The sequence below is a fragment of the Paraburkholderia sediminicola genome (genome assembly GCF_046026895.1).
Taxonomy (GTDB): Bacteria; Pseudomonadota; Gammaproteobacteria; order Burkholderiales; family Burkholderiaceae; genus Paraburkholderia; species Paraburkholderia sediminicola_C.
On record NZ_JAQQEU010000015.1, the window covers coordinates 38263 to 50911 of the forward strand.

Below are 12649 nucleotides of genomic sequence, written 5' to 3' on the forward strand. Positions count from 1 at the left end.
CATGAGCGAGCTTTTCATCGACGGCGAATGGGCCGCCGCCACCGGACCCGCATTCGCATCGCGCAACCCCGGTACGGGCGCGACGGTGTGGGAAGGCAACAGCGCGTCGGCGGACGATGTCGATCGCGCCGTGCGCAGCGCGCGCCGCGCCTTTCCGGCGTGGTCGGCGTTGAGCCTCGACGAGCGTTGCGGCGTGGTGCGCCGCTTCGCCGCGCTCGTCACTGAGCGCAAGGAAGCGCTCGCCGAAGCGATCGGCCGCGAGACCGGCAAGCCGCTGTGGGAAGCGCGCACCGAAGCGGCGTCGATGGCGGCGAAGGTCGAGATCTCGATTCAGGCCTACAACGAACGCACAGGCGAAAAGCGTTCGGCGATGGCCGACGGCACCGCGGTCTTGCGGCATCGCCCGCATGGCGTGGTGGCCGTGTTCGGGCCGTACAACTTTCCGGGCCACTTGCCCAACGGGCATATCGTGCCGGCGCTGATCGCGGGCAACGCGGTCGTGTTCAAGCCGTCCGAACTCGCGCCCGGCGTGGCCGCCGTCACCGTGCAGATCTGGCGCGACGCGGGCTTGCCCGCCGGCGTGCTGAATCTGGTGCAGGGCGAAAAGGAAACCGGGATTGCATTGGCAAATCACCGGCAGATCGATGGCCTGTTCTTCACCGGTAGTTCGGACACCGGAACATTGCTGCACAAACAGTTCGGCGGCCGGCCGGAGATCGTGCTGGCGCTGGAGATGGGCGGCAACAATCCGCTCGTGATCGGCCCGGTCGCGGACGTGGATGCCGCCGTGCATCACACGATTCAATCGGCGTTTCTCTCGGCGGGGCAGCGCTGCACGTGCGCGCGCCGACTCTTCGTGCCGAACGACGCGTTCGGCGACCGCTTTGTCGAACGCCTCGTCGATGTCACCTCACGCATTAGCGTCGGCGAATATAACGCCGATCCGCAGCCCTTCATGGGCGCGGTGATTTCGGCCCGCGCGGCGTCACGGCTCGTCGCCGCGCAGGAACGGCTGCTTGCCGACGGCGCGAAGGCGCTGCTGAAGATGGAGCAGCGCGATCCGCAACTCGGCTTCGTCACGCCGGCGATTCTCGACGTGACCGGCGTGAAGGATCTGCCCGACGAGGAGCACTTCGGCCCGCTCGCGCAGATCGTCCGCTACGGCAGCTTCAATGAAGCGCTGGAAAAAGCCAACGACACCGAGTTCGGCCTGTCCGCGGGCCTGCTCGCCGACGACGAAGCGCTGTGGACGCATTTCCAGCGCACCATCCGCGCGGGCATCGTCAACTGGAACCGGCCGACCAATGGCGCGTCGTCCGGCGCGCCGTTCGGCGGTCCGGGCCGCTCGGGCAATCACCGGCCGAGCGCGTACTACGCCGCCGACTACTGCGCGTACCCGATGGCTTCCGTCGAAAGCGCGCAACTGCAAATGCCCGCGAGCGTCTCGCCGGGCCTTCAATTCTAAGGATCGACGATGCAAGCCACTGAAGCCAATTTCGATGGCCTGGTCGGCCCGACTCACAACTACGCGGGGCTGTCGTTCGGCAACGTCGCGTCGCAGAACAACGAGAAGTCGGTGGCGAATCCGAAGGCCGCGGCGCGCCAGGGTCTGCGCAAGATGAAGCAGTTGGCCGACCTCGGTTTCCATCAGGGCGTGCTGCCGCCGCAGGAGCGTCCGTCGATGCGCCTGCTGCGCGAACTCGGTTTCTCCGGCGACGAAGCGACGGTGATCGCACGCGTCGCGAAGAACGCACCCGAGTTGCTCGCGGCGGCGAGTTCGGCCTCGGCGATGTGGACCGCGAACGCGGCGACCGTGAGCCCCTCGGCCGATACGCACGATGGCCGCGTGCATTTCACGCCGGCCAATCTGTGCAGCAAGCTGCATCGCGCGATCGAACACGAATCGACGCGCCGCACGCTGCGCGCGATGTTCAACGATGCCGACCGTTTCGTGGTGCACGAGGCGCTGCCCGGCACGCCGGCGCTCGGCGACGAAGGCGCGGCGAATCACACCCGCTTTTGCGCGGACTACGGCGCACGCGGCGTCGAATTCTTCGTGTACGGCCGCAGCGAATATCGTCGCGGTCCGGAGCCGAAGCGCTTTCCCGCGCGTCAGACGTTCGAGGCGAGCCGCGCGGTCGCGCACCGTCACGGGCTGGCCGATGCGGCCACGGTGTTCGCGCAGCAGAACCCCGACGTGATCGACGCGGGCGTGTTCCATAACGACGTGATCGCGGTCGGCAACCGCAACACGCTGTTCTGCCATCAACTTGCGTTCGTCGAGCAGAACGCGGTGTACGACGAACTGCGCACGAAACTCGCGGACATGAGTGCCGCCTTCAACGTGATCGAAGTGCCGGACGCGCAGGTGAGCGTGGCCGATGCCGTCACGTCGTATCTGTTCAACAGCCAGTTGCTGACGCGCCCGGACGGCAAGCAGGTGCTGGTGGTGCCGCAGGAATGCCGCGAGAACGCGCGCGTCGCGGCCTACCTCGACGAGCTGGCTTCGCACGCGGGCCCGATCGACGACGTGCTGGTATTCGATCTGCGCGAGAGTATGAAAAACGGCGGCGGCCCGGCGTGTCTGCGGCTGCGCGTGGTGCTCGACGACATGGAGCGCGCGGCGGTCGCGCCGGGCGTGTGGATCGACGACGCGCTGTTCGGCCGCCTGGACGCATGGATCGAAAAGCATTATCGCGACCGCCTCGCGCCGGCCGACCTGAGCGATCCGAAATTGCTCGTCGAGTCGCGCACCGCGCTCGACGAGCTCACGCAGATTCTCGGTCTGGGCTCGCTGTATGACTTCCAGCGCTGAACACGCGATGCCTGTTCCGATGATGCTCGACGATCTGCTCGCCTATACGCTGGCGGGGACGCGGCCCGCCGCGCATGACGCGCAAGGCGTAGGCGCGAACGGCGTGCGCTGGTCATGGCTCGACGACGGCGTGCTCGTGATGGAGCCCGCCGCGCCGCGTGCCGATGTGCGCAGCGTGCTGGTGTCGGCCGGCATCCACGGTGACGAGACCGCGCCGATCGAATTGCTGTCGCGGCTGGTGCACGATATCGCGCAAGGCGGCGCCGCGCTGACGTGCCGTCTGCTGGTGATTCTCGGCAACGTCGACGCGATGCGCGACGCGGTCCGTTATCGCGACGACGATCTGAACCGGCTTTTCAGCGGCCGTCATCAGGAGGTGCCGCACAGCCATGAAGCGCCGCGCGCCGCGGCGCTGGAGCAGGCCGCGACGCGCTTCTTCGCGGCGGCGCCGCAGGCGTGCGGCGCACGTTGGCATATCGACATGCATACCGCGATTCGCGCATCAGCGTTCGAGCAGTTCGCGTTGCTGCCGCATACCGGCAAGCCGTTTTCTCGCGCGATGTTCGAATGGCTCGGCGACGCGCGCATCAGCGCGGTACTGTTGCACACCACCAAAGGCAACACGTATTCGCACTTCACCGCGCAGACCTGCGGAGCCTATGCGTGCACGCTCGAACTGGGCAAGGTGCGCCCGTTCGGCGAGAACGATCTGACGAGCTTCGCGGGCGCGGACGCAGCGTTGCGGCGTCTGCTGGCAAGCGCGCCTGCGAACGCGGACGCTGCAATGCCGCGCGTGTTCACGGTGATCGGCCAGCTCACCAAGCAAAGCGAGGCGTTCGAATTGCTGTTCGCGGCGGACGTGCCCAACTTCACGCCGTTCGCGAAAGACACCTTGCTCGCGCGCGACGGCGAGTATCGCTACACGGTGCGTCACGACGAGGAGCGCATCGTGTTTCCAAACGCGACGGTCAAGCCTGGCTTGCGCGCCGGTCTGCTGGTGATCGAGACCACTGCGGATACCTTGTCGCAACTTGTCTAGACATGCGGGCCGGCTGTCTCCCGAACCCTGTAGAATCCCGCGCGTCGCGGCTGTTGCACCGCACCACGCCAGTCGCGCGAGTCTGGATCGCACTCCCGCGCGGCAAGCCTGTCCGCCTGACCCGGCTCCGTTCATTCAATACCGTAGAGGAACACCCGTAATGAAGATGAATTGGCGAAACATGGCCGCGCTCGCGCTGTTCGCGGCGACGGCGGTTGCGGCGGGCGCCGCGTCGGCGGCGCAGATCGAGGAAGTGCGCTTCGGCGTCTAGGCGTCGTATGCGCCGTTCGAATCGAAGTCGCCGTTGGGCGAGCTGCAAGGTTTCGATATCGATGTCGGCAACGCTGTGTGCGCCAAGCTGAAGGCCAAATGCGTGTGGGTCGAGAATTCGTTCGACGGCCTGATCCCGGCGCTGGCGGCACGCAAGTTCAACGCGATCAACTCGGACATGACGATCACGGATCAGTGCCGTCAGGCGGTCGATTTCACCGATCCGATCTACACGATCCCGAATCAGATGATCGCGAAGAAGGGCAGCGCTCTGCTGCCGACGCCGGCCTCGCTGAAGGGCAAGCACGTGGGCGTGCTGCAGGGCACGATTCAGGAAACCTACGCAAAGGCGCGCTGGGCGCCGGCTGGCGTCGACGTCGTGCCGTATCAGACCCAGGACCAGATCTACGCCGACCTGGCGTCGGGGCGGCTGGACGCATCGTTCCAGGACGCGGAAGCGGCATCGAAAGGCTTTCTGAAGAAGCCGCAAGGCGCGGGATTCGAATTCGCAGGTCCGGCCGTGACCGATGAGAAGTTGCTCGGCGCGGGCGTGGGCTACGGCATCCGCAAGAACGACAAGGCGCTCAAGGATGCGCTGAACGAGGCGCTGAAGGAACTGAAGGCGGACGGTACGATTGACCGCCTTGCCGCGAAGTACTTCGACGTGAAGGTCGTGTTGAAGTAAAACGCGACGAAGCTGGATTCTGATGCAAACGGCCGCAAATTGCGGCCGTTTGCATTTGGCCTTCGGCAAACGACGACACTCGCGTCGAGCGCGATGTCGGCCAGCCGTTCAGCGCGCGTTCGCTTCGGGTTGGTCGAGATAGTCGAACACCACCTCACTCAGGTCCACCGTCAGATTGGCGACCAGACGGCGCGCCTCGACGCCACGCAGTATCGTCGATTCGCGTGCCGATCGCCGCCCAACCCCTCACCAATTATTTCGAGATATTGCGTCGCTGCCGTGTCCGGGCCTGACGGGCTGCGCTAAAATCGGCGGGCATACCGTCGGCGTCACGGGCTCACCCGGGTCAACGAACGCGCGCCACGGGGCGGCTAAAACCAAAATACAGCGGCAAGCGCCGAAGGCGCCGCGCGGGGGAACGGAATGACCACCATCGCAATCGAGACTCAGAGCCGGACCGGCGCGGCGGACGACGCGCCATTGCTCGCCAGCTTCGCCCGGCAGCCGATTCTGAACCGCGACGGCATGCTGTGCGGCTACGAGATCAAGGTGCGGGCTGCGGCATTGCCGCCGGTCGAAGCAAACGTTGCAAACGTTGCAAACGATGCAATCGATGCAAGCGAGGCGGCAGACCCCGATGCATTGCCGGGCCGCGCGAGCGATCCCGCGCAACAGGTGGCGCGAGGCATCGTCCGCGGCCTGGTTCAAGGCGATGTGCGCGGTGCGCTCACCGGGCATATCGCGTACGTCGACGTCAGCCGCGAAATGCTGCTCGACGATTTCATTCTGCGGCTGCCCGCCGATCGCTTCATGTTCGAGCTGTCGCCCGCACTCGAGGTCGACGACGAACTGATCGCGCGTATCGTGCATCTCCATGGCCGGCGCTATCGTTTCGCGCTCGACGAGGTGACGCAGCCCAACGAGGCGTTCGCCAGACTGCTGCCTTATGCCGAGGTCGTCAAGATCGACCTCGCGGGTGCGCCGCGTGCGCTGCTGCCCAAGCTCGCGAGCGTGCTGAAGTCGGCGGGCAAGCTGCTGCTCGCCTCCGGCATCGATACCCAGGCTGATTTCGAAGCGACGCAGGCACTTGGCTTCGACCGCTTTCAGGGCTACTTTTTCGCGCGGGCGCAAAGCTCGGCGTCCCGCCGTGTCAGCGCGCCGCGTCACGCGCTGCTCAATTTGCTGCAATTGCTGGCGGGCGATCCCACCGTCGCGCAACTCGAAGCCGAACTGAAGCTGAATCCGGTGCTGGTGATGCACCTGATGAAGCTTGCGAATTCGAGCGGTCTCGCAGTCGGCCATAAGGTAACGACGCTGCGCGACGCGATCAACGCGACCGGCACCGACCGCATCGCGCGCTGGACGCAATTGCTGCTCTATGCCGACGGCCGCAAGGTCGCGCTCGAGGACGACCCGTTGCTGCAACTCGCGGCGACCCGCGCGCGCTTCATGGAACTGGCGATCGAGCGCCTGCCCGAGGCGGGCCGCGACGAGGCCGACGCGGCGTTTCTGACCGGCGTGTTCTCGTTCGTCGACGCCGTGTTCGGCGGCTCGCTCGAAAGCACGTTGAACGTGCTGACGCTGTCGCGTCCGATCCAGGCCGCGATCCTGCGTCGCGAGGGCGTGCTGGGCCGACTGCTGAGCGTGGTCGAGGCACTGGAGTGCGCGCAGTGGGAGAAGCTCGCCGCGTTGTGCGAACGCCTGCAGCCGTTGACGCTGGAAGAGGTCGCGCAGATGGGGCTGGCCGCGGGCGCGTGGGCGGGCGTCGCGGACCGCAGCGCGCAAGGGTTGGAAAGGATCGAGGATTGACGCGTGAGGGCCGCACGCGCCGCGGCGCTAAAGCTCGAAGCCGGCGCCACGTCATGGACCGCATGAACTACGGAGGGCGCGTGGCTCGCATGCGCGGCACCCGCCGGACTGAACAGACTCGAACAGCGTTGAAGCAGGGCAGATACTAAATTGGTGAGAGTGAATTCGAAGCACCGTGATCAACGATCACGCCACGTCCTCACATCGTCTCCATTTCCCGCATCTGCCCCAAGCCAAAAAAACGCCCTAACTCCTTCGCCAGCTCGTTCAACACGCTCATCTCCTTCTGCGAGATGCGGCGCGGCTCCTGAGTATGAGACCAGTCGCCGTATAACAGCGCGACCGTCTGGTCGCTCTCATCGACGACCGGCAACAGCACGAAGGCGCGGGTGTCGTCGAACGAGCGGCGGAACCATTCCGGTAATCGCGCGACGATCTTCGGGTCGCGCGCGTTCTCGATGAAGATGCCCACCGAATTCGCAATGGCCAGATGAAACACGTCGGGCTCGAACGCGCTGTTGAAGGTCAGCTTCGGCAGCGCCGCGTCGGTCTTCGGACCAAGACCGAGGCGCGCCTTGAACGTGCCGTTGCTGTGCTTGACGAAGACCACCGTGCGGGCGAAGCCGAGGCCGGCCAGCACGGTTTCCGCGGCCATCGCGAGGGCCGGCGCGAGCGGGCTGCCGTCGGGCAGGTCGCGCAGATCCTTGACGCCCACCGCGATGCGCGCCTCGGGGTCGAGCGCCTCGCGCGCGATCGCATCCGCATTCGCGCGCAGCTCGACGATCTCCGCCATCACGCCGTCGCCGCCTTCCTCGCGGGCAAGCGCGACGCTCATTTCGAGCAGCACCTCGGGGTCCGTGTTCAACGCGCCGCTATATTCCTGCGCGAGTTCGGCGATGCGCGCCTCGCGTTCCCAGTCGGGCATGCTCTGCTGGGTCAGCACGCCGGCGACCGCTGTCGAGTAATTGGTGATTGCGCGCAGCCACTGCACCTGGCGCGGCTGCTCCACGTCCTGCGGATCGAACTCGCCCATGCCCGAGCGGATCATGTCGGGCAGACGCCAGCGCACGGCGGCTTCGGCGCCGATCTCGTCGAACGTCACGCCGAGCACCAGCACGCAGGCATCGGCTTCGAGCGTGCCGTCGTCGATATGCCGGCGAATCTGGTCCCACTCGGCGTCGAGATAGAACACCACCAGCAGCTTGCCGATCTGCCGCATCAGCGTGCAGACCACCGCTTCCTCGCCGGCGCGCAGATCGCCGCGCTCGGTCAGCTTGCGCGCGACGCAGCCCGACAGCAGCGTGCGGTTCAGTTCCAGTTTTGCGTCGATGCGGCGCGGCGCGCTGTGATGAAAGTGATCGACGATCTTCAGGCCGACGACGAGATGACCGACCGCGTCCATGCCGAGCACCATCAACGCGCGCGACACGGTGGTGATATTGCCGCCGAACGCCATGTACATGGCCGAGTTGGCGAGCCGCAGCACTTTTTGCGTCAAGGCGAAGTCCGACAACACCACTTGCACGAGGCCCGTGAAGTCGAGGTCGTCATTGTTCATCGCCGCCATGGTGGTGCGCAGCGACTGCGACAGCATAGGGAAATCGCCGCGCTCGCTCATTCGCGTCCAGAGCCGGTCGAGCACTGCCGCTTTTACCATGTGAGTCCCGCAAGAACCATACACGTTCCAATGATTGCCACGCCGGCTGGTGGCCGGCTTGTTCCGCTGCGTAAGCGCTGCGCCCGCATGGCTAGGCGCAGTGCAGGTGAAGCGTGCGCGCTTCGAAACGCTGCGCGAGTTCTTCCGAGGGCAGCGCCTTGCAGACGAGCCATCCCTGAATATGATCGCATCCCATCTCGGTGAGCAGCGTGCGCTGCGCTTCCGTTTCTACGCCTTCGGCCACCAGTTCGAGATCGAGTGTCTGTGCGAGTCCGACGACCGCGCTAACGATTGCCTGATCGTTGCGCGAGGTTAGCAGATTCTCGACAAAACTCCGGTCGATCTTGAGCTTGGCAAGCGGAAATCGTTGCAGGTAAGCGAGGCTCGAATAGCCGGTGCCGAAATCGTCGACGGCAAAGCGGATGCCCATCGCGGTGAACTCTTCGAGCAGCCCCTTCGCGTGGGCCGGGTCGTGCATCAGCAGGCTTTCGGTGATCTCGAACACGAGGCGGCGTGGATCGATGCCGGTCAGCGCGATCGCCTCGCTCACGGAGTCCTTGAAGCGCGGATCGCGGAACTGCTGCGGCGACACGTTCACGGCCACGTATTGCAGCGAGATGCCTTGAGCGTCCCACTGGATCAACTGCATGCAGGCGACCTTCAACACCCAGTTGCCGAGGAAGTTGATGAGACCGATCGACTCCGCGAGCGGAATGAACATCGACGGCGGCACGAGGCCATGCACCGGATGCGCCCAGCGGATCAGCGCCTCGACGCCGACCACGCCGTGCGTGCGGCTGCTCGTGATCGGCTGGAAGTGCAGCGAGAACTCGCCGTTGCGCACGCCGTCGTACAGGTCGGCTTCGAGCTTCAGGCGTTCGGCGTCGGCGGGGTTGTCGTCCGGCACATAGAACGCGAGCGTGTTGCCGCCGGCCGACTTGGCTTGCAGCAACGCATGATCGGCCCAGCGCAGCAGGTGGGTGTCGTGCGCGGCGGTGTCGTTGGCGTGGCGCACATCGGGATAGAGCGCGATGCCGATGCTCGCCGACAGATGCACCTGCTGGCCCTTGAACACATAGGGCTGCTGGATCGCCGTCAAGAGGCGCCGCGCCAGCGCTTCGGCGGTGGCGGCCGCGTCGGTGCGGCTCGCGGCGGGCTTCACGAGGATCGCGAACTCGTCGCTCGCCACGCGCGCCACGGTCTCGCCCGGACTCGTCATGTTCAACAGACGGCGCGACGTGTCGCGCAGCATCTCGTCGCCGGCGTCGTAGCCGAGCGCGCGGTTCACGCGCTGATAGTCGTCGAGGTCGAGCAGCAGGAGCGCCGCCGGCGTGCCGTGCGCGTCGGCCTGCTGCTGGGCGTCGAGCAGCGCGGGCAGCAGCGCCGACTGGTTGGGCAGACTGGTCAGACGATCCAGATGCAGCGCCTGGGTCAGACGCTCCTCGGTGGCGCGCCACGCCGACACGTCGAAGCCGGCGATCGCATAGCCGTCGATGCCGTCATGGATGCTGCGCACCACGCGCAGTTCGACGGTGATCGGATAGGTCAGCGACTTGATCAGGCCGAGCGTCGCCTTCTCGACGTTGCCCGTGCTGGACGCGCGCGCCAGCAGCGCGTCGAGGCGCGGCACGTCGGCGGGCGCGACGAGGTCGTGCAGCGCGATCGTCTCCAGATACTCGCGGTGGTAGCCGATGAAGCGCAGGCTCGCGTCGGACACATAGATGAAGCGCAGCGCGGCATCGACGTGCGCCAGCAGGTCGACGGCGCCGACCACCTGTTCCAGTTGCGCAGCGCGGCTCGCGCCGGTCTGCTGAGTGCCGTCCACGCGCCGGCCGAACGCACGAAGCCGGTCGATGACCGTGCGCAAGGAGCCCCGGCGGGGCGCGGTGATCCTGTTCGCTTCCATGTTTGTCGCTGGCAACCTGTGTTCGTCTGGCTGTCGGGGCGGTCTCCGGCTCCGCCGGTTGGGCGGTTAAGCCGTATCACGCCGCCCCATCAGAACGAGATAACGACCCGCGCCGGAAAATCTTTAGCGGGTGCAGCAAAAAACAACCGCTCAGGACGCGGGGGCGAACGACCTGCATACGCGCGGGCGGCGGCGCGGGCGCAATTCGGTTAAAGTGGCGGCGCTTCATGTCGTTAATAGGGCAACCCTTAATATGCAGCGCCGGCCGTGACGTCGCTGCCGCGTAGCTTTTACGAACACTTGCACCGATGATCCATGTCCGAACGTCATTCTGCCAGGACCCGTGCCCGGCGCATCGAGGTGCCTGACCCGTCCGCCGGGGCCGGTGAGACGACGGCCGCCGCGCAGTTCGTCTATCTGGGCCGCCAGCCGATTCTCGATCGCGACGGCGCGATCAATGCCTATGAGCTGCTGTTCAGAGCCGGTGCGCATAACTACGCCGAGATCGACTGCGACACCCAGGCCACCGCGCAGGTCGTCGCGCATACGATCGGCGGGATCGGTGTGCAGGCGGTGCTCGGGCATCACCGCGGCTTCGTCAACATCGACCGCGCGCTGCTGTTCAACGACATCGTCCATCTGATGCCGCCCGAGCGTTTCGTGCTCGAGATCCTCGAAACCGTCACGTTCGACGCGCAACTGACGCGCCGCCTCACCGAGTTGCGCCGCGCTGGCTTCCAGGTCGCGCTCGACGATGTCAGTGAACCGTCGGACGAGCTGATCCACGTGCTGCCGCACACGGATATCGTCAAGATCGACTTTCTGCAGACCGGGCGCGCCGCGCTCGGCGAACTGGCCGCTATCGTGCGTAGCCACGGCAAGACCTTGCTCGCCGAGAAGGTCGAGACGCGCGCGGACTTCACGCTCGCCCGCGAGCTGGGCTTCGATCTGTTCCAGGGCTACTTCTTCGCGCGGCCTCAGGTGCTGACCGCGCCGCGCAGCCGCTCGCTGCGGCCGGGCCTGCTGCGCCTGCTTGCGCTGCTCTCGCGCGATGCCGGCATCGGCGAACTCGAAGCCGAGCTGAAGCTGAACCCGAGCGTGGTGGTGCAGCTACTGCGGCTCGTCAATTCGAGCGCGTTCGGGCTGGGTCGCAATATTGCGTCGCTGCGCGAGGCGATCATCGCCACCGGCACGCGGCAGATCGCGCGCTGGGCGCAACTGCTGCTGTACGCGGACAGCGGCGATCTGCCGTGGCGCGCCGATCCGCTCGTGCAACTGGCTGGCACGCGCTCGCGGTTCATGGAGTTGACCGCGAGCTGGCTGCGCCCGTCCGATGACAAGTTTGCCGATGCCGCGTTCATGACCGGTATTTTTTCTCTGGTCCACGTGGTGCTCGACAGCACGCCACGGAGGGTGCTGGAGAAACTCGGCCTCGCCCCGCACATTCGCGAAGCGATCGTCGCGCGCACGGGCGAACTCGGCGCATTGTTGCGTCTGGCCGAAGTGGCGGGCGAGGGCGGCGACGCCGCGTCGGTCGCCGCCGCGCCCGAGGCGCCGGCCGGCTTTGCGGCGCTCACGCCGGATGTGTTGTCGGAGCTGAATCTGTCCGCCGCGGCGTGGTTCGGCGCGCATGTCGAGGAAACGGGCGGGTGAGCCGGGCGGCATGCGCCGAGGGGTCTTTCGGGCCGCGTCATACGCAGTTCGCGGGTCCGTGATTCAATAGAGAGTGCAGCGACGAACGGGGTTGCGCCGAACGCCGCCACGCCCCAGTCATTCGACAAAGCTTATTTGACAAAGCGCGCGCACCCGCGCGAGGAGGAGCAGATGCAGAGACGATTTCTATCGATGGCGCTGGCAGCCGTCATGTCGGCTGGCTTCGCGATCTATTCGCTGAGCGCGTCGGCGACGCTCAAGCCGGGCGAAGAAGCGCCGCCGTTCACCGCGCAGGCGTCGCTAGGCGGCAAGACCTACACGTATTCGCTCGCCGACGAGTTGAAGAAAGGGCCGGTGGTGCTGTACTTCTATCCCGCGGCCTTCACCAAGGGCTGCACGATCGAAGCGCACGAGTTTGCCGATGCCGTCGACGAATACAAGAAATACGGCGCGACGGTGATCGGTGTCTCGCACGACAACATCGACACCTTGACGAAGTTTTCGGTCAGCGAATGCCGCAGCAAATTCCCGGTTGCGGCGGACGCCGATTCGAAAGTGATCGGCGCTTATGACGCGGGCTTGCCGATGCATAGCTCGATGGCCAACCGCGTGTCGTACGTGATCGCGCCGGATGGCAAGATCATCTATGAATACACGAGCCTGTCGCCGGAGAAGCACGTCGAGAACACGTTGAAAGCAGTCAAGGATTGGGCTGAAACGCATAAGCAGCCGTAATGCCGGGCCTGATTGCGGCGGCGCGTTTTTCGCATGGGTTCTCTGCGCTGAGAATGCGGCGTCGCTCGTGCCAGGCTAGA

The 12649-nt window shown here is 65.8% G+C and carries 8 protein-coding genes and 1 pseudogene; 7 read left to right on the top strand and 2 right to left on the bottom strand.

The features are described 5' to 3' along the window. Position 1: 1 nt before the first annotated feature. The 5 genes and pseudogenes from astD to PQR02_RS13380 all read left to right on the top strand — a co-directional run bounded on the left by astD (position 2) and on the right by PQR02_RS13380 (position 6618). The gene (gene astD, locus PQR02_RS13360; protein ID WP_408230986.1) at positions 2-1465 is read left to right on the top strand and encodes a succinylglutamate-semialdehyde dehydrogenase; all 1464 of its coding nucleotides are present in this window, start codon (positions 2-4) and stop codon (positions 1463-1465) included. A 9-nt stretch (positions 1466-1474) separates the two neighbouring features. Beyond that, positions 1475-2815 (top strand): N-succinylarginine dihydrolase, encoded by a 1341-nt coding sequence (gene astB, locus PQR02_RS13365; protein ID WP_408230989.1) that lies wholly within the window; start codon positions 1475-1477, stop codon positions 2813-2815. Further along, a complete protein-coding gene (astE, locus tag PQR02_RS13370; RefSeq protein WP_408230992.1) occupies positions 2799-3854 on the top strand; it encodes a succinylglutamate desuccinylase in 1056 nt (351 codons plus the stop codon). Before astB ends, astE begins: the two co-directional genes overlap by 17 nt. Before the next feature lie 160 nt (positions 3855-4014). Then, a pseudogene (locus PQR02_RS13375) lies at positions 4015-4809 on the top strand (ABC transporter substrate-binding protein). A gap of 423 nt (positions 4810-5232) precedes the next feature. After that, positions 5233-6618 (top strand): EAL and HDOD domain-containing protein, encoded by a 1386-nt coding sequence (locus PQR02_RS13380; protein ID WP_408230995.1) that lies wholly within the window; start codon positions 5233-5235, stop codon positions 6616-6618. A gap of 199 nt (positions 6619-6817) precedes the next feature. Here PQR02_RS13380 and PQR02_RS13385 read toward each other — a convergent pair whose 3' ends face one another. After that, on the bottom strand, positions 6818-8275 hold the full coding sequence (locus tag PQR02_RS13385) for an HDOD domain-containing protein (RefSeq protein WP_408230998.1): 1458 nt from the start codon (positions 8273-8275) through the stop codon (positions 6818-6820). 91 nt (positions 8276-8366) lie between these two features. After that, entirely contained in the window at positions 8367-10181 is a 1815-nt protein-coding gene (locus tag PQR02_RS13390) for a putative bifunctional diguanylate cyclase/phosphodiesterase (protein ID WP_408231001.1), read from the bottom strand. Positions 10182-10496: 315 nt separating this feature from the next. Here PQR02_RS13390 and PQR02_RS13395 point away from each other — a divergent pair, with 315 nt between their 5' ends. Together PQR02_RS13395 and PQR02_RS13400 are read left to right on the top strand one after the other, a co-directional pair. After that, positions 10497-11834 (top strand): EAL and HDOD domain-containing protein, encoded by a 1338-nt coding sequence (locus PQR02_RS13395; RefSeq protein ID WP_408231004.1) that lies wholly within the window; start codon positions 10497-10499, stop codon positions 11832-11834. Between the two features lie 171 nt (positions 11835-12005). Continuing rightward, on the top strand, positions 12006-12569 hold the full coding sequence (locus tag PQR02_RS13400; protein ID WP_408231007.1) for a peroxiredoxin: 564 nt from the start codon (positions 12006-12008) through the stop codon (positions 12567-12569). The last annotated feature ends 80 nt before the right edge of the window (positions 12570-12649 follow it).